Origin of the sequence: Sphingopyxis selenitireducens (assembly GCF_051550705.1) — a bacterium.
Classification (GTDB): domain Bacteria; phylum Pseudomonadota; class Alphaproteobacteria; order Sphingomonadales; family Sphingomonadaceae; genus Sphingopyxis.
On sequence record NZ_JBPULG010000001.1, the window covers coordinates 1,167,776 to 1,190,717 of the forward strand.

The following is a 22,942-nucleotide window of genomic DNA, read 5'->3' on the forward strand; positions in this document are numbered from 1 at the left end:
GGCGCCCGATGTGCAGGATCAAGCCGCGCGCGACTGGCCTTCCCGCCAGGCGGCGCCGATGATTTCAAAATAGGAGGCCATGCGTTCGGCACCAGTCTCGGTCAGCCGGACGATCGAACGCCGCCGGTCGCGCTCGTCGATGCTGCGCCGGGCAAGATCATGCGTTTCGAGCGCGGCGATCATCCGGAGGCCCGACGACAAGGGGACGTCTGCTCCGGTCGCAAGATCGCTGGCGCTCAGTTCGCGACCATGCGCTTTGGCCAGCATCAGGTCGAGCATCATGTCCCATGCCGGCCCGGTCAGCCGGGCGCCGCCGAAATGACTCTTGCGCATCCGCCGCATCTGGATGTTGAACGCGACCTGATTTGCCAGGACCGGACGTGACGCACCGACCCGCAATGCCTGCGCATCGCGAGCCTGGCCCAGTTCGTCCATGACGACCGGTGAATCGGTTCCGCGGTTCCCCAGCATTTCGTGGAGCTGGTCGATACGCGACTTGATTTCGGCAATTTCTTGGTTCGAAAATTGCTGCATATGATGAAGCCCCTTCGGCCGTAGCACCTGCTACGCCCTCACTTCACCCCTCCGTTTTGCCGACCCGGATGCATAAAGAATGACAAACAGGATCGGGTAGGAAATATACATTGAAAGCAGCGCATAAGGGCGCTCCAATATCTCCGAAAACATCAGCTTCTGAACATGGCCGAAAATCGCGATCAATTGCCAGCCGGTAATCCAGTACGGCCAGAAACGATGCGTTTTCAACGCGATGAACCAGAAACTCATCAACGCAAGAACGTCGATGACGAAGATATTGGTCTCAATGTTAGTCCATTTCGGATAGGGTACCAAAACACTGGTAAAGACCGAGGCGAGCAGCGCGGTATACGCCGCCCACCGCTCCAGCTGGCCGCCGCGCCATATGGCAACGGCGACCGTCATGAGCAGCACGCCATAGTAGGCCGCCACGGTCCACATCTAACTTATCCGCCTTCTTGCCGGTCAGTCAGGACACCTTGGCGAACGACCGCGCCGCAACGCCGGCCTGGGCCAGATCGTTGCTGCCTTCGTCGCTCAGCATCCCGCTCGGCGGCTTGACCCCGGCACCGAACATCCGCGTGCCCAAGCCAACTTCCTTTTGCGTGACGGTCAGCGCCAGATGCGCGTCGGTCAAAAGCTGACGCACCTCACCCGCCGCAGCGAGCGCATGCGCAACCTTGCCCATCGCGGTCTGACCGACGATCGCCGACATGTTGGTGTCACGCCGCGCCGTCGGCAATGTCGCCGCCAGCCGGGCGATGCAAATCATCGCCTCATCGAGAGCGTCTTCGGCCTGATGCAATTCGGATGCGATCTTCTTCGCTGCAGAAACCCGTTCGTTCAGCATGGTCTTATCCCTTGAAAAGAGAATGCTAACGGACCCCCCCGCAGCATCTCGACTCGAACATTCACTTCAGAACGCGGCCGAGTCCGACAAGGATTGAATAGAGAGCGGAGAAGGCCAAAATGGTCGCCAATGCGATCAGAATCGGCCAGATGATCCTTTCCAACAACCCATGCCGGTTGACCGGCTGGGACGCGGTCGGAAGTGGCGAACCTATATCAAATATTCGCTTAAACGAACTGCGCCCCGGATCCGCATCGGCGGGGGGCACGTCGCTGCCTAGGTCGATCAATTGATATGTCAAAGGTTGATAAGGGGTAACATCGTCGAAAACGCCATGCGCGGCGAGGATTCGCGATGCCTCGATCCTGTTGGAAACATTTAATTTTTTCAGCGAACGCCGTACCCGCTCATCGACCGTATGGGGTGACACGCCCATGATACGGGCAATTTGCTTGGAATTTTTATGCTCGAAAACATGCCGCAGCGTTTCAATTTGCGCGGCCGAAAGGAGACTGATGTAATTGTCCGGGTCGCCTTGCACGGGCCCCGGAATAGAGCATCACGAGTCGAAATCAAGTTGGGTGAACAGACGATTCACGCATAATATGCCATAACGCACTGTCCAACCTGCTGAAAAAGGCCGTGCCGCAGCGCAGGGCAAGCGCCATCGCGACCGATCGCCCCCTTTCAGAAAAGGCGTGCATCCTCGCCAGAAAACGAAAAACGAGGTTCCAAAAGACGCCGGCACAGGGTGGTCGGCGGCCCAGTCCGTCATCATTTCCTTGCAGTTTCGGCTCGAAACCAGAGCCATGCCGGGCTATTGTGCAAGCGCGCCAAAGCTGCGGTAAGCCGCATTCGATCGCGAGCTTGCGGAGGAGACGAAGGATTCAGCCGATACCTGTCCTGCCGTGCGCCCGCATCCACAGCGTGCATGTCCCCCATGGCTGATCCGTCCAACAGCGGCCCCACGTCGGGCGGCTATATTTTCAAGCCGCATGAACGACCGATGATGCCGGGATCGCCAGCGAACCCCGACCATCCGTCATCGCGCAAATTCGCCTATTTTCTGATCGGCGCCTATCTGGGCATCGTCGGCGGTTTTCAGAACGGCCTGCTGCTCGCGAACCTGACCGCGCTCCAGGGTCATCTTGACCTGACCCCGGTCGATGCCGGCTGGGTTACCGCCACCTATAGCATGACCAATGCGTGCATGAGCATCCTGCTGTTCAAGGCACGCCAGCAATTCGGGATCCAGCGCTTCGTTCGCGCGGTGATGCTGGCGCTGCTTCTCGCCAACTTCCTCCAGCTGTTCGACGCCGGTTACCGTATGGAACTGATCGCGCGCGGGGTATCGGGCGTCGCGGCGAGCGGGCTGTCCACGCTGGCGATATTTTATCTGATGCAGGGCGTACCCGCGAAGGCTCGCCTCGGCGGGCTGCTGATCGGCATCGGCCTGACGCAGGTCGCACTGCCCTTCGCGCGCGCCATCTCGCCGCTTTTGCTCGCGGACGGGGACGTCACCAATTTGTTCGTGTTGCAATTTGCGTTGTCGCTCGTTGCGGTCGGGCTGGTCAACATCCTCTATCTGCCGCCGGGCGAGACGATCCGCTCGTTCGAAAAGCTCGATCTTGTCAGCTTTCCGCTGCTCGCCGCCGGGGTCGGATTGCTGTGCGCCTTCCTGATCCAGGGGCGGATCATATGGTGGTCGACGCCGTGGCTCGGCGGGGCGCTGGCGGCGGCGCTCCTTCTGATCGGCGTCGCATTCCTGATCGAACACAACCGCGCCAACCCGATGCTTCACACGCGCTGGATGGGCAGTCGCGACCTGCTGAAATTTGCGTTGGCCGGCGCTTTGGTGCGCGTCCTCCTGTCCGAACAGAGTTTCGGTTCGACCGGACTGCTGTCCGCCCTCGGCATGGTGAACGACCAGCTTGTCACCTATTATACGGTGCTGACGCTCGCGACCTTGTTCGGCGCGATACTCGCCGTGGCCCGGCTCGATCCCAACGACCTCCGGCGTCCGACGCTCATCTCTCTGGCGATCATCGCCGTCGCCGCATTCGCAGACACCCATTCGGGTCTGCTGACCCGTCCCGCCAATCTTTACCTGACACAGGCCGCGCTCGCTTTTGCTGCCGTCTATTTCATGGGACCGATGCTGATGGAGGGTTTTGTTCGCGCGCTCGCCAAGGGACCCTCCCATGTGATCAGCTTTCTCGCGCTGTTCAACCTCTCGCAAACGCTCGGCGGTCTTGCCGGGGTCGCGGCGCTATCGGCCTTGCATACGCTGCGAACCAAGGCGCATCTGATGATGCTGGGACAAAGCGTATCAACCAGCAATCCCGGGGTCGCCAAAGCAATCAACGATCTGGCTGCCAGCATGAGCGGGACCATGACCGACCCTGCACTGCGCAGCGCAACGGCGGGCGCTCTGGTGGTACAGGAAGCCGCGCGCGAGGCGGCGATCCTGGCCTTTAACGACATATTTTTCGTGATCGGTACGGGGGCTTCGCTGGCGTTTCTGATCATGGCGGGGCGCTGGCTTTACGATCGCAAGCGCGGGGTCAATCCGCTGGCCAAGGAACTGGAGGCGCTTCAGAAGATGATGACGAGAAACCAATGAGCGACAAGCAGGAAGGCACGCAACCGCCCGCCGACACGGCCAAGGACGCTCCGGCTCCCCCGCCAGCCGAAGTGGAGCCGGCTGTCCAGGCCGAGGAACCTCCCGCCAGCGGATGGCGGCCGGACCGGTCGCGCAAGCAATTGCTCCTGTTCGGCGGCATCATCCTCGTCGGCGCGCTCGCCATTCTTTACGCGTGGGGTTTGCCGCCCTTCCGGCCCGCCAGCCAGTCGACCGACAATGCCTATGTCCGCGGCCAGACGACGATCATCGCGCCGCAGGTTGGCGGTTATGTCACCGCGGTTCTGGTGCAGGATTTCGAACGGGTAAAGGCCGGCCAGATCCTCGTCACCATCGACGACCGCATCTATCGGCAGCGCGTCGCACAAGGCAGCGCGAGCATCGCCGCTCAGTCGGCCAATCTCAGCAACAGCGAGCAAAGCCGCCGGTCGGCCGAAGCACAGGTGCAATTGCAGGAAGCCAGCATCGGCAATGCAAAAGCCCAACTCGCCCGCGCGCAGGCCGATATGCGCCGCGTAAATGAACTGGTCGACGCGGGATCGGTTTCGCTACGCGAGCGCGACCAGACGCTCGCCGCGCTGCGTCAGGCCGAAGCGGCGGTTCGCCAGGCCGAAGCCCAGCGGCAGATCGCGCTCGAGCAGGTCCGCTCGGTCGGGGTGGGCCGCGGTGGGCTGGAGGCCGGTGTGGCCAATGCCGAAGCTGCGCGCGGTCTCGCCGACATAGACCTGCAGAACACGATCATCCGTGCCCCGCGCGACGGAACGCTGAGCGAAGTGCCGGTGCGCGTCGGCCAGCTCGTCAATCCGGGCTCTCAGCTCATGTACCTCGTGCCTCAGCGTCATTGGGTGGTCGCCAATTTCAAGGAAGCCCAGACCGCCAAAATCCGCGTCGGCCAGCGCGCGACGCTGGTCATCGACGCCCTGGGCGGCGCCGAGCTGAAGGGGCATGTCGAAAGCATCGCCCCCGCTGCGGGCAGCGAGTTCAGCGTGATCAAGCCCGACACCGGATCGGGCAATTTCGTCAAAGTGCCGCAACGCATCGCGGTGCGAATCCGAATCGACAAGAATCAGAAGCTGAGCGAGCGGCTCGGTCCTGGCATGTCGGTGATCGCGAAGGTCCATACCGGGGACGGGAAATGACACGTCGCCCGATGCGCGCGGCCTTGCTGCTTCCGCTGCTGCTCGCCGGCTGCATGCCGGCGATCACGCCGCGTCCCGAAACCAGCATGATCGCGCCGCCCGCCGACTGGCGCACCGCGCCGCCCGCCACGGGAGAAACCGACCGCAGCTGGTGGACCGGCTTTGGCGACGCGCAGCTCACCGCGTTGGTCGAGCAGGCGCGCGTAAACAACGTCGATCTTGCGATCGCCGCAGCGCGCGTCGCCGAGGCGCGGGCGCAGGAACGCGTGTCGCGATCGCTGCTGCTACCCGGCCTCAGCGCCAATATCCCCGGCGCCGAATCGCGCAGCGTCAATGCCTTTGGAACACCGACCGAAAGCTTCGCCGCGCAGCCCGCCTTTCAGGCCTCCTATGAAATCGATCTGTTCGGCCGCAACGCCGCGCAGGTCGAAGCCGCGCGGGCCAATGCGGCGGCGGTACAGGCGGCGCGCGAAGCGGCAATGCTGTCGGTCAGCGCCGCGACCGCGAGCAGCTACATCGCCCTGCTCGCGCTCGATGAACGGCGCGAGTTGCTGACCCAGACGCTTGCCTCGCGCGGCGAAGCGCTGCGCATCGCCCGCGACCGCGCCGAAGCCGGCTATACCTCCCAGCTCGAACTTCGGCAGTCGGAGGCCGAATATCGCGCCACCGAACAGCAGATTCCCGCCATCGAAGCGGCGATCGCGCGGCAGGAAAATGCGCTGTCGCAACTGGTTGGCGACACCCCACACGCGATCGCGCGCGGGCGCGATTTTGCGGCGCTTGCGACCCCGCCGGTGCCCGGGGTCCTGCCGTCAGACCTCGTCCGCCGCCGCCCTGACATCGCGCAGGCCGAATATGCCCTCGCTGCGACCGATGCCAATTTGCGCGTCGCGCGCGCGCAATTCCTGCCGCAGGTCCGCCTGTCGGCGTCGGCGGGCGCCGCCATCTCCTCCGCTTTGCCCGACCCGGTGAGCGTCTGGTCGATCGGCGGCAGCATCCTTGCCCCGCTGTTTCAGGGCGGGCGGTTGCAGGGCCAGTTCGACGCCGCAACCGCACAGCGCGATCAAGCCGCCTTCGCCTATCGGCGAACCGTGCTGGCCGCCTTCCGCGAGGTTGAGGATCAGCTTGCGGTCATCGACCGCCTCGGCGCACAGGAAGTGGCCCTGCTCGCCCAGCGCGCCGCAGTTGCCGATACGCTGCGCCATGCAACCAACCGCTATCGCGCGGGCTATTCGCCCTATCTCGAGCAAATCGATGCGCAGCGCGCGCTGCTGGCGGTCGACCTGGCAATCATCCAGCTCCGCGCCGACCACCTCACCGCCTATGTCGCTTTGTATCAGGCTCTCGGCGGCGGCACGGCGGCCTAAGCGGCGCGGCCTATAACGTGACCATCGTGCGCAGGTCGTCGCCGTCGCCCGCGATGACGATCCTGTAGTCGCCCGGCTCGAGCCGCCATTGATGCGTCCGGTCATCACGATAACGCAAATCGTCGATGCGAACGTGCATCGTCAGCGTCCGGCTCTCGCCGGGTTGCAGCGATACGCGGGTGAAGGCTTTCAGGGCCAGCGGCCAGCGTTCGACGCCGCCGGGGCTACCGACATAGCAGAGGATGCTTTCGTCGCCCGCGCGGGTTCCGATGTTGCCCACCGTGACCGAAATCGCCAGTGCGTCGTCCAAGAGGGCGACGCGCAGCGCGCGGTGCTCAAAGCGCGTGTAGCTGAGGCCATGGCCAAACGCGTAGCGGGGTTCGACCCCGTCGCGGGCGAATTTGGCGTAGCCGTGCCAATAATCATAGTCGATCCGGTCGGCGTCGCGGTCGAAATACGGATAGTCGGCTGCTTCGCGCGCGACGGTGAAGGGCAGACGCCCCGAGGGGCTGACCTCGCCGAACAATATGCGCGCGAGCGCGGTGCCGCCCTCCATCCCCGAATAGAAGCTTTGCAGGATCGCCGAACTCCGGTCGCGCCAACGCTCCACGAGCACTGCCGAACCCGCGACGATCACGACGATCAACGGCGTACCGGTCGCGGCAACAGTCTCGATCATCGCAATCTGCGCTTCGGGCAAATCGAGCGACAGCCGATCGCCGCCAATCGGGGCGCGCTTTGCGCCGCCGTCTTCTTCCTGTCCTAACGTCAGGTCGCCGGGGATGAACTCGCCCTCTTCCCGGGCGGTATAGCCCGCGACAATGACGGCAACGTCAGCGCTCTCGGCGGCGGCAACCGCAGCGGAGATATCATCCTCATCGCCGGTCGCAATGGCATCGCGACCGAGCGCGGCTTGCAGCGCGGCGAGCGGCGTCACGACATGCGGCGGACGGACGCGGCTCGACCCTTTGTCGCCGGTGTTTTCGAGCGCTGCCAGTTTCCCGAGAACCGCCAGCTTGCCCACTGCGGCACGGTCGAGCGGCAGCACGCCATCATTTTCCAGCAGCACGATCGATTTTTCGGCGGCCTCGCGCGCCAATGCGACATGTTCGGGCGACGCGACCAGCGCGATCGGATAGGCCGCGAGCGGATCGTCGGCACAAGCGAAACGATATTGGGTGCGCAGGATGTTGCGGCATGCGCGGTCGATCACCGCAGGCGCAATATGCCCCGCCTCGACCGCCGCAACCAGATTGTCGCCGAACACACGCGGTTCGGGATTTTCGATATCGAGCCCGGCGGCAACGCCATAGGGCTTATAGACGCCCATCACCCAGTCCGAATGGACAAAGCCCGAAAAGCCCCATTCCTCGCGCAGGATATCGGTGAGCAGCGCGTGATGCTGACCGCAATATTCGCCATCAAACTTGTTGTACGCGCTCATCACGCTCGCGACGCCAGCGTCGAGCGCGGCCTTGAAATGCGGTAGGTAGATTTCGTGCAGCGCGCGTTCGCCCACGCGGATATCAACCTTGAAGCGCGCATTCTCCATCGAGTTGAGCGCGAAATGCTTGACCGTCGCGATCACATTATGCGTCTGGATGCCAAGCCCGAGCGCCGTGCCCATCGCACCCAGATGATGCGGATCCTCGCCATAGGTTTCCTGCGCGCGCCCCCACGCCGGATGGCGCAATATGTTGATGCAGACCGCGCCCGACAGGGTGCAATCCTGCGCGCGCGTTTCCGCCCCCATCGCTTCGCCGATCCGCATTTCAAGGTCGGTGTCGAAGGTAGCGCCGCGCGCCATCGTGCAGGGGAAGCAGGTGCTCTGGCCGCGCGCAACGCCGCGTGGGCCATCGGTGAACCAGAGCGGCGGAACCCCCAGCCGTTCGATGCCGCTACCGGCGCGATAGGGACGCGCTCCCCACAATTTATCATCGGCGACGAAATCGGCGAAGAAGCCGCGGCCCGACAACATGCCGATTTTTTCGGCCAAAGTCGCCTCGGCGATGATCGCATCGATCGTCTGCGCAATCCAATCGGCAGAAGCGCCGCGCCGGGGTGCGAAATCAAGCGTTTGCTGGTCGGTCATCGTTCTTCTGTCTCAATTCGGATGGGAGGGATTGGCGGCGGCACGGCGCGCATTGCGCCACGCAATCGCGCGGACGAGGCGGGCGTGGGTGCGCGCATCGAGGGGATAAAAATAGACGAACAGCCCGGCAAGGATCGCAAGTGTTGCGGGTACCAGCGTCGTCACGATCTGGATTCCCGACAGCGCGCCCGGCGTCTGTGCGACATTGGGGGCATATCCGATCAGGTCGAGCAATATGCCGACGAGCCCGGTTCCGATGCCGAGTGCGACCTTTTGCGTGAAGGCGATAAAGCCGACGAGCGCCCCCTCGGCGCGCAGGCCCGTGCGCCATTCGCCGACCTCGACCGTATCGGGCAGCATCGACCAGAAGGTAAGAACGAAGGCCGCATTTCCGATCCCGGTGAGCGCGAGCAGGCTATAGAGCAGCGGCCCCGCCGTCGGCGTGAAGATGAAGATCAGCAGATTGGCGGTGCTGCCGATGACGATCCCGCTCAGCCACACCGTGCGCTTGCTGGTCCGCCGCGTCAGCATCACCCACGGGACCATCGCCAGCGCCGCCGCAGTCAGCGACACCGTCAACCCGACGGTGATGCTCGCCTCTGACCCCGCATAATATTTCATATAATAGAGCTGCGCCTTGCCGCCCATCGTATAGCCGATCGACCCGACCAGCGTCGCGCCCAGCAGCAGCAGAAAGGCCGGGTTCGCGCGGATCGCCGCGAGCATTGCACCAAAGCCCGGATGCGCCGTCGGCGCCTCCCCCACTGCTTCGCGGGTGCGCGCGAAACAGTTGAGCAACACGATGCTGGCGATGACGGCATAAAGTGCCGCGATGCCGAAAAAGCCCTCGCGCCCGCCGCCGAAGCGCGCGACCAGCGGCAGGGTCAGCGCCGCCATCAGCAGGCCCGACGCGATTGCGAACAACATCCGCGCCCCGGCGAGGCGGGATCGCGCCTGCGTATCGCTGCTCATCCGCGCCGACAGCGCAATGTAGGGAATATTGACGACGGTGTAGATCGTGCGGAACAATATATGTGTCGCAAGGCAGAATGCCGCGAGCGCTCCGCCCGACAGATCGACCGGCGCGAACATCAGGATGAAGCTGAGCGCAAGTACCGGCGCGCCGTACAGAAGATAGGGGCGATAGCTGCCGAAGCGGCTACGCGTCCGGCTGGCGATCACGCCCATGGCGGGATCGGTGATGCCTTCCCACACCAGCGCCGCCATGATGATCAGCCCCGCAACCGACGCCGAAAGGCCCAATATGTCGGTGTAGAAATAGAGCAGGAACAGCGAGCAGAAGGTGAAATAGAGATTGAACGCCAGATCGCCCGAGCCATAGGCGATGACCTGACCAACCGGCAGATGGGGTGGGTCTGCGGGCGCGACGCGCTCTGCTATCCCGGCGCTGGCATGGGCCATATCGATCTCTCTCCCTGTTTTGGAGAGTGTTATCGCAGCGAAATTACCTTGTCTCTATTTTTTATCCGATTGGATAATTATTTTTCATCCGCGCCGGCCATCGCCTTTTTGCCGGGCAGGAACAACGCGACGATGGCGTCGGAATAGGCTTCGATCGTCTCTTCGGACAAAGCATCAATACCGTGCGTCAACCGCGCCTCGGCGGCGAGATTGAAGATCGACTGGGTCGCGCCGGTGATCGCATAGACCATCAGCACCGGGTCGACCTCCGGCATCAGGCCCTCGCGCATCAATGTCTGCCAGCCCGGGAAAATCCGGTCATGGCTCGGGCGAATGAAATTCTCGGCAGCCCACGCCAGCCGCTCATTATCGCGAAAACTTTCCTGAACCATCAGGCGCGCATGTTCGGGATGCTCGGCGCAATAGCGGACATAGCGCCTGAGCGAGATCTCGAACGCCTCGGCGGGAGGAAGGTCGGCCTCGCTCTCCGCGCGCCGCAAAATGTCGTTCGCGCGGGCGAACATCAATCGCACCGCCTCGCGCCACAATTCGTCCTTGGTACCGAAATGATATTTGATCAGCCCGTGCTGAACCCCAACCGTTTGCGCAATGTCGCGCACACCGATGCCGTCAAAACCGTGGCGCGCGAACAACAGGAGCGCCTCTTCGATAATCCGCTGCCGCGTCGCGACGCCGCGATCCTGGGCTTTTCTTTGTGTTTCAGGCTTCGTCGGCAAGCAATATATCTCCGCTGTTCATATCAGGACTATCCGCGATAAGCGGCAACGTGCAACGCCCTATCCCGTCGCCGGTCCCGCGCATTATGGCAGGACTTTGCCACCGGGTATCCGGTCGGGCTCGCCCTTGACGCCAAGCGGTTCATAGGTCTTGCGATATTGTTCGAAGCGCACCCGCATATCCTTGACCACATCGGGATAGCGCGTCGCGAGATTATAATTCTCGCCCGCGTCGGCGCGCACGTCGAACAGCAGATTGGCGCCGATCCGCGCCAGCGGCAGGTCATATTCGCGGTAATAGCTGCGCGCGACGAACTTCCAGCGGTCGGTGCGAATGCCCGCGACCTTTTCATTGTCGAACAGGATCAGCGCATCGTGCGGGCTCGCCATGCCCTTGTGCATCACGCCGCTGATATCCTTGCCGTCGAGCGTGACGCCTGCGGGCAGCGGCTTGCCGGCAATCGCGGCAAAGGTCGGCAACAGGTCGATGTTCATCGTCAGCGCCGTGCTTTTGCTTCCCGCCGGGATGCGGCCGGGCGCCCAGGCGACGAAGGGGACGCGATAGCCGCCGTCCCATCCCGCGCCGCCCTTGCGGTCGCGCAGCTCGCCGCTCGATCCTTCGAACCACGGCCCATTGTCCGACGTGACGATGACATAGGTGTCATTCTCGAGATCGAGTTGCTCGATCAACTGGCGCAATTTGCCCAGCTCGCTATCGACCTCTTCGACGACATCGCCATAGTCGCCCGCGGGCGAGTGGCCGGCATGTTCGGGGCTCGGATGGAGCGGAATATGCGGCGCGGTCAGCGCCAGCATCAGGAAAAAGGGCCGGTCGCGGTTGGTTTCGACAAAGTCGCCTGCCCGCGCAAAGAAGCGCTGGGTCAGCTTGACCATATCGACGTCTTCCTGCGTGAACTCGACGCCCTTGCCCGCCGTATAGAGCGACAGCGGCTTCATATCGTGGCTGTACGGCAGACCGAAGAACAGATCGAAGCCCTGCACCGTCGGCGGCCAGTAAGGCGCGACATGGCCCAAATGCCATTTGCCGATCAGCGCCGAAACATAATCGGGTCCCAACGCCTCGGCGATGGTGACTTCGCCCGGCGGCAGGCCGTTCGTGTCATTCGCCTGGATCACCTGCCACGCCAGCCCGGTACGGATCGGGTAGCGCCCGGTGAGCAGCCCGGCGCGCGACGGGGTACAGATATTCGCCGAGGCATAGGCATCGGTCATCACCAGCCCGTCGGCGGCGAGGCGGTCGATGTTGGGGGTGCGGATGCTCCGCCCGCCATTCACCCCGACGTCGCCGTAACCAAGATCATCGGCGAGGACGAGGATGAAGTTGGGCGGGCGCTTGTGCGCGCCGCCCGTCTTCGATTTTGCGAGCGCCAGAGTGGACGCCCCGCCGGCACCTGCGATGGCGAGGCTGGCGAGGAGGCTGCGGCGATCGAATGTCATCATCAGAACCGGTACTCCACCGTAACGCCGAACTGGCGCGCGGCCGTCGACGGAAAGAATTGCGACTGGCCCTCGCTGTCGAGCGGGGTGTCATAGATCATCTCGACGAAGCTCTTGTCGGCCAGATTCTTGCCCCAGATCCATGCCCGCATCCGGTCCCCCGGCAAAGCGAAACCGAGCTGCGCATCGAGCAGTCCATAGCCCTTTTGCACCGACTGCGGGTCAAGGTCGAGCGCGGTGAAGGTGCGGCCGCGATAGGAATAGGAAAGCTGGCCGAAGACAGTCGATCCCGCCGCCGAAACCTCGGTTTCATAACGGACGGTGGCATTGCCGGTGAACTTGGGCGCCATGGCCAGCGGCTTGCCCGTCAGATCCTGGCTCCTCTGCCCACCAGCAGTGATGCACCCCAGCGCCAAATTCTGCACGGCATAGCAAGGCGCCCGTGCGAAATCGGTGTATTTGGCGTCGGTATAGGCGGCGCCGCCGCGCAGGCTCAGCCCGTTGTGCAGATCGATGTCGATGTCGGCTTCGACCCCGCGCGTCCGCAGCGAACCTGCGTTGATGACATCGAACACAATGGCGCCGGTATCCGACGTGCCGACCGCCTGCGCCTGGAAATCTTCGAAGTCGGTGCTGAACAGTGCGATGTTGAGCCGCACGCGGCGGTCGAACAAGACGGTCTTCGCGCCGATTTCATAGGACGTCGGAATTTCGGGCTCGACGGTGCGCAGCACGGTCGAATCCTGCAACGCGTTGAACCCGCCGCCCTTGAACCCGCGCGCCACGGTTCCATAGAGCGTGATATCTTCGGTCGGGCGCACCTGCGCGCCAAGCCGCCACGTCCACGCGCCATCGACGCGCTTCATCTTCGTGTCGACGAGCGGGCCGAGCCGCGTCGTCCCGGGGAGCCCGAAACGCGTGAAATGCGTGTTCAGCCGCTCGACGGTATAGCGCAAACCGCCAAAGACGTTGATCTGGTCGTTGAGATGCCAGGTCGCGTCGGCAAAGGCCGCCATATTCTGGGTTTGATTCTGGACGGAGATCGCGCGCGACAGCTGGACACCCGGCGGGACCGGCTGGTCGAACGTGCCCTGCTGCGAATTGCCGAGATCATAATCCTGATTGAACAGAAACATGCCGAGCACCCATTCGATCCGCTGTTTCGACGGCGACGCCAGGCGCAATTCCTGCGTGAACTGGCGCTGGCGGCTGTCGCCATTGTTGATATTGAGCACCGGCAGCGGGCGCTGATCGGAATCATTGTTGTCGACGGCATCCCACCAGCGCAAGCCGGTGATCGACGTGACGGTGACGCCGCCCGTTCCTTCGATATCGACCTGCACCGACCCGCCATAGGTTTCCTGACGAACGAAGGTATCACCGTCGAGCGCGACCTTGCGGTTGTTCGGCCCCGGGACGATGCCCGCCGCGGTCGCGGCATTCTTTACATTGGTGTTGGTGCCGAAGTTGCGCAGCGTCCACATGCAACAGGCCGCATCGCGCGACGTATAATCGCCTGCGACGACAACGCGAATATTGTCGGCGGGCTCCCAGAGCAATTTCGCCCGGCCACCCCATTCGTCGCGGTCGTTGAGCTTGCTGCCGTCGAAGACATTTTTGATATAGCCATCGCGCTTGGTCATATAGGCCGATGCACGGAAGGCCAGATTTTCGGTCAACCCGCCGGTCACCGCGCCGCGCAGGACAAATTCATTATCCTCGCCATAGCTCGCCTGAACGCGCCCGCCCCAGTCATAGCTGGGGTCGGTGGTGACGATGTTGAGCACGCCTGCCGAGGCGTTTTTGCCGAACAGCGTGCCCTGCGGGCCGCGCAGCACTTCGACGCGCTGGATGTCGAAAAGGTCGGTCATCCCGGCGCCCTGCCGCCCGATCGGTACCCCGTCGATAACGATGCCGACCGATCCCTCGATCGCCGACGAGAAATTGTTGGTACCGATACCGCGGATCGAGATACCTGCACCGCGCGGATTGTTGCTGCCCTGGAAGGAAAAGTTCGGGGTCGTCGTCTGGAGCTGCGAGATTTCAGTGATATTGCGGTCGCCCAGCTGCTCGCCGCTTAGCACTGCGACCGACAGCGGGACATCTTTCAGCGACTGTTCGCGCTTTTGTGCGGTGACGATGATCTCGCCGCTGTCCGCACCCATGTCCGTCGGGGCGCCCGCATCCTGCGCAAAAGCCGCGCTGGTGAGCAGCGTCGAGCCGAGCAGCGCCGTCAAGATATTCTTCATCCTCATCCCTCCCAATTTATTTATCCATCTGGATAGGAATTTGGATCACCTTTTGTCAAGAGGCCGTCGCCGGGAAAGCAAAAGCGCCCCGCGACGGACGATGCCGTCGCGGGGCGGGGCCGGCGCCCATCGCACTATGAATCAGCCGTCCGAGCGGATCAGATGGTCGAAGGCTGACAGCGCGGCGGTCGACCCCTGCCCCATCGCGATGACGATCTGCTTATATGGCACCGTCGTCACGTCGCCGGCGGCGAAAATGCCCGGCTGACTGGTCGCGGCGCGCGCGTCGACTTCGATCTCTCCGCGGTTCGACAATGCGATTGCGCCGTCGAGCCACTCGCTGTTCGGGATCAGCCCGATCTGGACGAAAATGCCCTCCAGCTCGACCAGATGCTCCTCGTCGCTGCTGCGATCGCGATAACGCAATCCCACGACGCGCTCGCCATTGCCGAGCACTTCGGTCGTCAGTGCCGAAGTGATGATGGTGACATTCGTCAGGCTGCGCAGCTTCTTCTGCAGCACCGCATCGGCGCGCAGTTCGCTGTCAAACTCGATCAGGGTGACATGGGTGACAAGGCCCGCAAGATCGATCGCCGCCTCGACCCCCGAATTGCCGCCGCCGATCACCGCGACGCGCTTGCCCTTGAACAAGGGTCCATCGCAATGCGGGCAATAGGCCACACCCTTGTTGCGATATTCCTCTTCCCCGGGGACCCCCATCTGGCGCCAGCGCGCGCCGGTCGACAGGATCACGGTCTTGCCGCGTACGCTCGCGCCGCTTTTCAGCTTCACTTCGTGGAGGCCGGTCGCACCGCCGGGGATCAGCTCGACGGCTTCCTGCAGGTTCATGATGTCGACATCATATTCCTTCACATGCTGTTCAAGCTGTGCGGCGAGTTTCGGCCCCTCGGTGTGCTGGACCGAGATGAAATTTTCGATCCCCAGCGTGTCGAGCACCTGACCGCCAAAGCGTTCGGCGACGACGCCGGTGCGGATGCCCTTGCGCGCGGCATAGATCGCCGCCGCTGCCCCAGCGGGACCGCCGCCGATCACGAGCACGTCGAACGCATCCTTGGCGGCGATTTTTTCGGCGGCGCGGGCGACGGCGCCGGTGTCGAGCCTCGCCATGATCTGGGCGAGGTCCATGCGGCCCTGACCAAAGGGTTCGCCGTTCAGATAGACGGCGGGGACAGCCATCACCTGACGGCGCTCGACCTCGTCCTGAAACAGCGCGCCATCGATCGCGGTATGCCGCACGTTGGGATTGAGCGCTGCCATGATGTTGAGTGCCTGCACGACATCGGGGCAATTCTGGCAGGTCAGCGAGAAGAAGCTTTCGAAGACAAATTCGCCCTCGAGAGCACGCACGGCATCGAGCAGCTCGGCATCTTCCTTCGGCGGATGACCGCCGACGTGGAGCAGCGCGAGGATCAGCGAGGTGAATTCATGCCCCATCGGCAGCCCGGCGAACACCGCTTCGGCGCGTGCCCCATTCTCGTCATCGGCGTCGGCGCGGATCGCGAAGGACGGCCGGCGGGCGTCGTCGCCGTCGAAGCGCGCGCTGACCAGATCGGACTGCGCCGCAACCTCTTCGACCAGGCCACGCATCTCGGCCGACTTGGGCGAGCCGTCGAGGCTCGCGACCAGCTCGATCGGACGACGCAAATTGCCGAGATAGGTTTTGAGCTGGGCGGTCGTGTTGGCGTCGAGGATGGGCATGGGAGAGGGCCTTTCCGGGCAAGCGCAAGGCTTCACGGCCGAACGGGCGGTCGCGGCGACTTGGCTACGATGTGTTCTTGAAGGGAGTGGAGGCCGGGCGGGCAGGCTGCCCGCCCGGCAATCCGATAGCTACGGCTTAGATCTTGCCGACGAGTTCGATCGAGGGAGCCAGCGTTTCGGCGCCTTCTTCCCACTTCGCGGGGCAGACCTGACCGGGGTTGGCGCGGACATAGACCGCAGCCTTGATCTTGCGGACGAGTTCCTCGGCATTGCGGCCGACGCCTTCGCTGGTGATTTCCATCACCTGGATCACGCCGTCGGGATCGACGACGAAGGTCGCACGGTCGGCAAGGCCCGAATCTTCACGCAGCACGCCGAAATTGTTCGCGAGGACGTGGTTCTGGTCGCCCAGCATGTGATAGTTGATCTTGCCGATCGCCGGCGAGCTGTCGTGCCATGCCTTGTGGCTGAAATGCGTGTCGGTCGATACCGAATAGACTTCGACGCCCAGGCCCTGCAGCGTTTCATACTGGTTGGCGAGGTCTTCGAGTTCGGTCGGGCAAACGAAGGTGAAGTCGGCGGGATAGAAAAAGAAAACGCCCCATTTTCCCTTGGTGTCGGCGTCCGACACGGGAACGAACTTGCCCTGATGATAGGACGTGGCGTTGAACGGCTTGATCGAGCTTCCGATGATACCCATGGGAGAGTTCCTTTGGTTTGTTGCACTGCAATAATCTCTTGCAAGGGGGCAGTTATGGATCGCGGCGCCGCCCGGCAAGTTCAAAATATCTTGCAGACTTATCGGCTAAATCGATCAAGACGCTTTTTCTAGCCTCAGCTGACCGATCAGCGGCCGCCTATTCGGGACCGGCTGGAGCTTCGGTCATGATGTCAATCACTTCGCGATCGAAGGCATCGGCTTCGCAGGGAGTGATCTTGCGAAAGCGCCGCGCGCAATAGGCGGCCCGGGGCCCCAGGTCGGGCGCGCCCCGAAAACGCAGCGCGATGCCATGATGCCCGGTCACCGCATCGACCATATCGCCGATGACTTCGCGCACGGTGAGAATAACGCCCGGATGCACTTCGGGCGGATAGCGTTCGTGGCGGCTGATACACAGCGCCAGATCGTCGACATTCCAGTCGTCGGCCATCATCTGCCCTCCTCTTCCCGATACGCAGGCTGGCAAGGCGCAGCATATCACACCGCTGGCGGTGCGAAGAGGATTAAATGCGGCGCTCGATCAGGCTGCCCAGGGCGTCATATCCTCTTCCTGCGCGATCAGCGCGAGCCCGTGCGCGATCGAGGTGAGTTCGTCGCCGCTCATGATCGCGTCCGCGCCGAAGCGCCGTGTGAACAGCGCGCGGATGGCGGGGGTCAGCGACGTACCGCCGGTCAGGAACACGCGATCGATATCGCGCTCCTGCGTCCCCGCCGCGACGAGCGCACGGTCGACGGTCGCCTCGACCGCCGCGACATCTTCGGCGATCCAACCTTCGAATTCGGCGCGCGTGACATCGGCCTCGATCTCAAGCCCCGCACCGGCGAAATGGAAATGCGCGGCCTCCTCTTCGGACAAGGCCCGCTTCAGTCGGCCGACCGCATCATAGAGCGGATAGCCCAGCTCATTTTCGATCACTGCGATCATCCGCCCGATCGCCGCGCCGTCGACCGCGCTCTGCTGGAGACGGTTGAGCTGGTCGAGCGTGCGGCGATTGCGCATCAGCGCCAGCCGCGACCAGTCGGCGAAATCGCGAAAATGCCCGCCCGGGATCTCCAGCAATTTGTCGAACGAGCGATAGAGACCACCCTTGCCGAGCATCGGCAGCACCAGCCGGTCGATGATACGGTAATCGAAACGATCCCCCGCAATCCCGATCCCCGCATGCCCCAGCGGCACGCAGCGCCGCGCGGCGCCGGGTTCGGCGACCTTCACCACCGAAAAATCGCTCGTCCCGCCACCGAAGTCCGCGACGAGCAGGGTCGCGGGCTCGGTCAGCCGCGAGGCATAGCTGAACGCCGCGCCGATCGGTTCATAGACATAGTGGATCTCGGTCCCGAGGTCCGCGAACATCGCATCATAACGCTGACGCGCAATGACCGGATCGGGCCGGGCCCCGGCATATTCCACCGGACGCCCAACCACGACCCGCCGTGGCCGCTCGGCGAGCGGAGCGCCCGCATGCGCGACCAGCTTGGCCAGGAACAGCCGCCCCAGCTCCTCGAAACGATAGCGTTTGGTGAAGATCGAGGCGGTTTCGAAACTCGCGCTGGCGGCGACTGATTTGAACGACTGCAGAAAGCGGCTGTCCTGCGGCCATGACAGATATTCGGCGATCGCCCACGGCCCGGCCTCGACCGCCAGCCCGCCGCGAACCGCCTCATCCTGCCAGAAGCAAAGCGCCGAGCGAAAGACCGGCCCGCTGGCGGCGGGGCCATCGAAGCCGACGAGTTCCGGCGCACCATCCTCGCCGGCAATCGCGGCAACGCTGTTCGTCGTGCCGAAATCCAACCCCAGGACCGGGCCGGCCGGGCGGGCCGTCATATGCTTTTCCATTCTTGAAACGCGCGGCGCCCGGATGACCGCACAAACCGTGCATGGCCAATGGGAGCGAATATTAGTGGGAGGGCAGCCCCATAGTCAGGTCCACAACGCGCATCAAGCTTCAGCTCATCTCGATTCAGGGCAAGAGAAACGCATCGTCGAGGGCGGCGCGGTCGATCCCGCCGCACGGCGACGGAAATTTCCGGCGAAAGCCTTCGACCTCTTCAGCGGTGGCCAGAACACGCGCCTTGAACCGGTGAGCCAGCGAATGCCGGACGGGCAAGCCACCGGTAATCTTGATCCAGCTGTTCCAGCTGATGCCGATTTTGGTCATGATTTCGCACTGGCCACCCACGAGGGGAACGATATCGTCCACCAGTTCCGGATTCACGATGCACATGCGCTGCTTCACTTCGCTCACTTCAACCACTCCTCCGTTCCATAGATTATTCGAATTTCACGCCATATTTCAAAAAATGTCCTTGGCTATTTCGTCATAACATGGGACCAATATCGGGAAATTATAAATATGACCGGAGAATCCTCGATGCTGACCGATGCCGACCGTCGCATTCTCAAGGTGATTCAAGCCGAGGGCCGGATCACCAATCAGGAATTGGCCAATCGCTGCGGTCTGTCGCCGTCGGCCTGTTTCGACCGGTTGAAGCGGCTGCGCGAACAGGGCTATATTCTTGGCTTCCATGCCCTGCTCGATCCGACCAAGCTCGACCGCGCGCTGCTCATCTTCATCGAAGTGCTGATGGATCGGACCACCGGCGACGTGTTCAAGGAATTTGCCGCCTCTGTGTCGGTGATGCCCGAAATCCTCGAATGCCACATGGTCGCCGGCGGCTTCGACTATCTGATCAAGGTTCGCGTCCGGGATATGGAAGCCTATCGGAGGTTTCTCGCCGAAACGCTCGTCCATATGCCCGGGGTCCGCGAGACCCGGACCTACGCCGTTCTCGAAGAGGTCAAGAATGTGAGCACCCTGCCCCTGTAACGTCATCCCAAAACGCCCGTCCTATCGGGCCAGGCGGCTTTTGCGCGCGCCATAGGCCAGATAGATAGCGACCCCGATCAGGTTCCAGATCAGGAAGCGATACTGGGTCACCCCGGGCAGGCTGATGAACAGATAGATGCAGCCGCCAATCGCGATCGACCCGACGACCCATGGCATCGGCGCGCGGAACACCCGCGGCAGGTCGGGTTTACGGACGCGCAGGATGATCAGGCAGAAACCGACCGCGACGAACGCCGCGAGCGTACCGGCATTGGCAAGTTCAGCGATCTCCGACAGCGGGAAAAAGCCCGCGATCGCCGATACGACAAGTGCCGTTCCGACCGTGACCGCGACGGGCGTGCCGCGCTTGTTCAGCTTGCCCAGCCGTTCGGGCAGCATCCCGTCGCGCGACATGACGAAGAAAATGCGGCTCTGACCGAACATGAAGGCGAGGATCACCGTCGGCAGCGCGACGACAGCGACCGCGCCTATGAAAGTCGCGACACCGGGGTGCTCCAATGTGCGCAGAACATGCGCGAGCGGCTCGCCCGACGCCGAAAATTCGAGGAAGGGCATGGCGCCGATCGCGGCGGCGGCGACCGCCATATAGACGATCGTGCATACGACCATCGAGCCGATGATCCCGATGGTGAGGTCGCGGCCCGGATTCTTCGTTTCTTCCGCCGCGGTCGATACCGCGTCGAAGCCATAAAAGGCGAAGAAGATGATCGCCGCCGCAGCCATGACCCCGCGCACCTGCCCATCGACCTCATGCGACGCGAAGCCATAAGGCATGAAGGGTTTGAAGTTCCCGGCGTCGAACGCCGGCAGCGCCAGTGCGATGAAAGCGGCGAGCGCGGCAAGCTTCAATATGACGAGGATGATGTTGAACGTCGCGCTTTCGCGTGTCCCGACGAGCAGCATGCCCGCAACCCCCGCGACGATGAAGATCGCGGGCAGATTGATGATCCCGCCCGCATGCGGCCCGGCGACGAACGCGTGGGGGATATCCAACCCCGCCGATTGCAGAAAGCCGACGGCATAGCCCGACCAGCCGACCGCGACCGCGGCGCAGACGACCGAATATTCGAGTACGAGGCTCCATCCGATCACCCAGGCGACGCCTTCGCCGATCACGGCATAGCTATAGGTATAGGCGCTGCCCGATACCGGCATCAGCGTCGCAAGCTCGGCATAGGCAAGCGCCGCGCAAACGCAGACCAGACCCGCGATGATGAAGGCGATGAGCACAGCGGGGCCAGCACGCTCTGCGCCGACGCCGATCAGCGTATAAATCCCCGTGCCGACAATCGCCCCGACGCCGAGTGCGATCAGGTGCCACCAGCTCAGCGTCCGGTGCAGCCGCTGGGATTCGTTCACCGCGGTGATCGATTCGATCGATTTTCGTCTGGTCAAAAAAGACATGGAGATCCCCTTGCCCGACCATCACGACGATCGGGGTCAACGCCCGGAAGTCCGGGACCACCACCCGCCGCGCATGCGGCGAGGGGTGATCCCGGTATCGGTTCGATATGCTGGTTATTGGCCCAGTCGGGCTTTTTCGGATTCGACCATCGCCGCGACTTCGGCGAGCATCTGCTTCGCGTCGTAAACGATGCCGTCCTTGATGGTGTATTTCACGCCGCCGACGACTTCCTGCTTGTTCGTTTCCGAATTGAGCCGCAGGAATCCGGTGCCATAAAGCGTCTTCAGATTTTGCAGCGGATTTTCCGGAACGATCACCAGATCGGCGAGCATGCCGGCGCGGACCGCACCGATCGGCGGGGTTTCGCCGCGCGGTTCGTACAGCGTCTTGGCGCCCATCATCGTTGCGGCGCGGATCGTCTCCAGCGGCGAGAAGCCTGCTTCGCGCAGCAATTCCAGTTCCTCGACATAGGCGAAGCCATAGGTTTTGAAGATGAAGCCCGAGTCCGTACCGACGGTGACGCGGCCGCCCATATTTTTATAATCATTCATCAGGCGCATGTAGAGTTTGTAGAAATTCTTCCACGCAAACTCATTCTCGGTCGTCCAGTCGAAGAAATAGGAACCGTGATTGTCGCGGGTCGACTGGAAATAGCTCCACATCTGCGGCGTCGTATATTTGCCGTGCCAGTCGGCGTTGCGCGCGCGCATCAGGTCGCGCGAGGCGGCATAGATGTTGAAGGTCGGATCGAAGGTGACGTGGTTCGCCTTCTGCGCCTCCAGATATTCCTGCCACTGCTTGGTTTCGGGACCGTTGACCTGGTCCCAGATCTCGGCGACCTCGCCAAAGCGGTGCTGCTCGTTGTTATAGTCGTAGTTCGCCGGGAAATCCTGAATCGCGCGGCCCTTCAGCAGCGATTCCATATGCCCGTAATAATGGGTGATCGTGTTCAGTCCGGCATCGCCGGCCTGACGCCCGTTGAAATTGGCAACGCCGATCTGGCTGAGATGCGCGGTGGTGCCGAGGCCCAGTTTTTTCGCTTCGTCGAGCGCGGCCGAGAAGACGTCCGGGGTTTCATTCTCGCGGTTGAAGAATTTGATCCCGTCGATGTTGTTCTTCGCAGCCCAGCGCACCCATTCGCGCGCTTTCAGCGGCGTATCGACGACCCCGCCGGGCCAGCCCGCGCCAAGTGTCTGATAGTTGAAGATGCGCGGCGCGGCGATTTCGTTGCGCGCCGAACGGTCCTTCTCGCGGCTGGCGACTGCAGGTGCGCCCAGAGGAACACCGCGCACCGTCGTCACGCCATGAGCAAGCCACAGCTTATAGGCATAGCTGGCGTCGGGCGCCTTGTCGGCACCGGGCAGGTGGACGTGCATGTCGGTGAAACCGGGCATGATATACATGCCGGTCGCGTCGATTTCATGATCGGCATCGTTCGGCGCGCGGTTGGCGGGCGAGGGAAGCCCCGGCCAGCCTGCCTGCTTGATCGATGCGATACGATTGCCCTCGATCACGATGTCGAAACGGCCGCGCGGCGGAGCGCCGGTGCCGTCGATGATCGTCACGTTCCGGATGACCATCTTGCGGAACGGGCCGGCGCCTTCGCCGGGCTTGCGCGCCGGCGCGCCGGCGCTGATCGGGAAGGTTTCCGCCGCGGCGGGCTTTTTGCCATCGCTCTGATGCGCTGCTGCCGGCACCGTAAGCAACGCCGCCGCCAGCGCGATTTTCGTCAAGTTCAACTTCATAATCTCTGCTTCCC

20 protein-coding genes are annotated in these 22,942 nt (G+C 63.0%); 4 read left to right on the forward strand and 16 right to left on the reverse strand.

The genetic code is table 11. The features are described from left to right. Positions 1-18 precede the first annotated feature (18 nt). From ACSYDV_RS05395 to ACSYDV_RS05410, 4 genes are all read right to left on the reverse strand, one after another. Positions 19-534: a MarR family winged helix-turn-helix transcriptional regulator gene (locus tag ACSYDV_RS05395; protein WP_438322707.1), complete on the reverse strand. Its 516-nt coding sequence runs from the start codon at positions 532-534 to the stop codon at positions 19-21. 30 nt (positions 535-564) lie between these two features. After that, the gene (locus tag ACSYDV_RS05400; protein ID WP_438322708.1) at positions 565-978 is read right to left on the reverse strand and encodes a hypothetical protein; all 414 of its coding nucleotides are present in this window, start codon (positions 976-978) and stop codon (positions 565-567) included. Positions 979-1,006: 28 nt separating this feature from the next. After that, positions 1,007-1,387, reverse strand: coding sequence for a hypothetical protein (locus ACSYDV_RS05405; RefSeq protein ID WP_438322709.1), 381 nt, complete (start codon positions 1,385-1,387; stop codon positions 1,007-1,009). Positions 1,388-1,448: 61 nt separating this feature from the next. Next, a complete protein-coding gene (locus ACSYDV_RS05410; protein WP_438322710.1) occupies positions 1,449-1,928 on the reverse strand; it encodes a response regulator transcription factor in 480 nt (159 codons plus the stop codon). 399 nt (positions 1,929-2,327) lie between these two features. On the opposite strand from ACSYDV_RS05410, the gene ACSYDV_RS05415 reads away from it, so the two are divergent. The 3 genes from ACSYDV_RS05415 to ACSYDV_RS05425 are packed head-to-tail and all read left to right on the forward strand — an operon-like array spanning position 2,328 to position 6,534. Then, positions 2,328-4,010, forward strand: a complete 1,683-nt coding sequence (locus ACSYDV_RS05415; RefSeq protein ID WP_438322711.1) for an MFS transporter — start codon at positions 2,328-2,330, stop codon at positions 4,008-4,010. Next, a complete protein-coding gene (locus tag ACSYDV_RS05420) occupies positions 4,007-5,167 on the forward strand; it encodes an HlyD family secretion protein (RefSeq protein WP_438322713.1) in 1,161 nt (386 codons plus the stop codon). Before ACSYDV_RS05415 ends, ACSYDV_RS05420 begins: the two co-directional genes overlap by 4 nt. Beyond that, entirely contained in the window at positions 5,164-6,534 is a 1,371-nt protein-coding gene (locus ACSYDV_RS05425; protein WP_438322714.1) for an efflux transporter outer membrane subunit, read from the forward strand. The genes ACSYDV_RS05420 and ACSYDV_RS05425 overlap by 4 nt, the downstream gene beginning before the upstream one ends. Before the next feature lie 10 nt (positions 6,535-6,544). On the opposite strand, the gene ACSYDV_RS05430 is transcribed toward ACSYDV_RS05425, so the two are convergent. The 10 genes from ACSYDV_RS05430 to ACSYDV_RS05475 all read right to left on the reverse strand — a co-directional run bounded on the left by ACSYDV_RS05430 (position 6,545) and on the right by ACSYDV_RS05475 (position 19,175). Beyond that, positions 6,545-8,626, reverse strand: coding sequence for a beta-glucosidase family protein (locus ACSYDV_RS05430; protein WP_438322715.1), 2,082 nt, complete (start codon positions 8,624-8,626; stop codon positions 6,545-6,547). 12 nt (positions 8,627-8,638) lie between these two features. Beyond that, a complete protein-coding gene (locus tag ACSYDV_RS05435) occupies positions 8,639-10,048 on the reverse strand; it encodes an MFS transporter (protein WP_438322716.1) in 1,410 nt (469 codons plus the stop codon). A 77-nt stretch (positions 10,049-10,125) separates the two neighbouring features. Beyond that, positions 10,126-10,785 (reverse strand): TetR/AcrR family transcriptional regulator, encoded by a 660-nt coding sequence (locus tag ACSYDV_RS05440; protein ID WP_438322717.1) that lies wholly within the window; start codon positions 10,783-10,785, stop codon positions 10,126-10,128. 84 nt (positions 10,786-10,869) lie between these two features. Continuing rightward, entirely contained in the window at positions 10,870-12,246 is a 1,377-nt protein-coding gene (locus ACSYDV_RS05445; protein WP_438322719.1) for a sulfatase family protein, read from the reverse strand. Then, positions 12,246-14,492 (reverse strand): TonB-dependent receptor, encoded by a 2,247-nt coding sequence (locus ACSYDV_RS05450; RefSeq protein ID WP_438322721.1) that lies wholly within the window; start codon positions 14,490-14,492, stop codon positions 12,246-12,248. The genes ACSYDV_RS05445 and ACSYDV_RS05450 overlap by 1 nt, the downstream gene beginning before the upstream one ends. A gap of 141 nt (positions 14,493-14,633) precedes the next feature. Further along, the gene (gene ahpF / locus ACSYDV_RS05455) at positions 14,634-16,211 is read right to left on the reverse strand and encodes an alkyl hydroperoxide reductase subunit F (RefSeq protein WP_438322722.1); all 1,578 of its coding nucleotides are present in this window, start codon (positions 16,209-16,211) and stop codon (positions 14,634-14,636) included. 136 nt (positions 16,212-16,347) lie between these two features. Continuing rightward, complete coding sequence (gene ahpC, locus ACSYDV_RS05460) at positions 16,348-16,911, reverse strand: alkyl hydroperoxide reductase subunit C (protein WP_438322723.1); 564 nt, start codon at positions 16,909-16,911, stop codon at positions 16,348-16,350. Positions 16,912-17,068: 157 nt separating this feature from the next. Further along, positions 17,069-17,362, reverse strand: a complete 294-nt coding sequence (locus ACSYDV_RS05465) for a hypothetical protein (RefSeq protein WP_438322724.1) — start codon at positions 17,360-17,362, stop codon at positions 17,069-17,071. A 90-nt stretch (positions 17,363-17,452) separates the two neighbouring features. Next, positions 17,453-18,754 (reverse strand): Hsp70 family protein, encoded by a 1,302-nt coding sequence (locus tag ACSYDV_RS05470; RefSeq protein ID WP_438322725.1) that lies wholly within the window; start codon positions 18,752-18,754, stop codon positions 17,453-17,455. Between the two features lie 136 nt (positions 18,755-18,890). Beyond that, the gene (locus ACSYDV_RS05475) at positions 18,891-19,175 is read right to left on the reverse strand and encodes a hypothetical protein (protein WP_438322726.1); all 285 of its coding nucleotides are present in this window, start codon (positions 19,173-19,175) and stop codon (positions 18,891-18,893) included. A 108-nt stretch (positions 19,176-19,283) separates the two neighbouring features. Here ACSYDV_RS05475 and ACSYDV_RS05480 point away from each other — a divergent pair, with 108 nt between their 5' ends. Beyond that, positions 19,284-19,757, forward strand: coding sequence for an Lrp/AsnC ligand binding domain-containing protein (locus ACSYDV_RS05480; RefSeq protein WP_438322727.1), 474 nt, complete (start codon positions 19,284-19,286; stop codon positions 19,755-19,757). Between the two features lie 21 nt (positions 19,758-19,778). Here ACSYDV_RS05480 and ACSYDV_RS05485 read toward each other — a convergent pair whose 3' ends face one another. After that, positions 19,779-21,182 (reverse strand): amino acid permease, encoded by a 1,404-nt coding sequence (locus tag ACSYDV_RS05485; protein WP_438322728.1) that lies wholly within the window; start codon positions 21,180-21,182, stop codon positions 19,779-19,781. 114 nt (positions 21,183-21,296) lie between these two features. Then, positions 21,297-22,928: an amidohydrolase family protein gene (locus tag ACSYDV_RS05490; RefSeq protein WP_438322729.1), complete on the reverse strand. Its 1,632-nt coding sequence runs from the start codon at positions 22,926-22,928 to the stop codon at positions 21,297-21,299. Between the last annotated feature and the right edge of the window lie 14 nt (positions 22,929-22,942).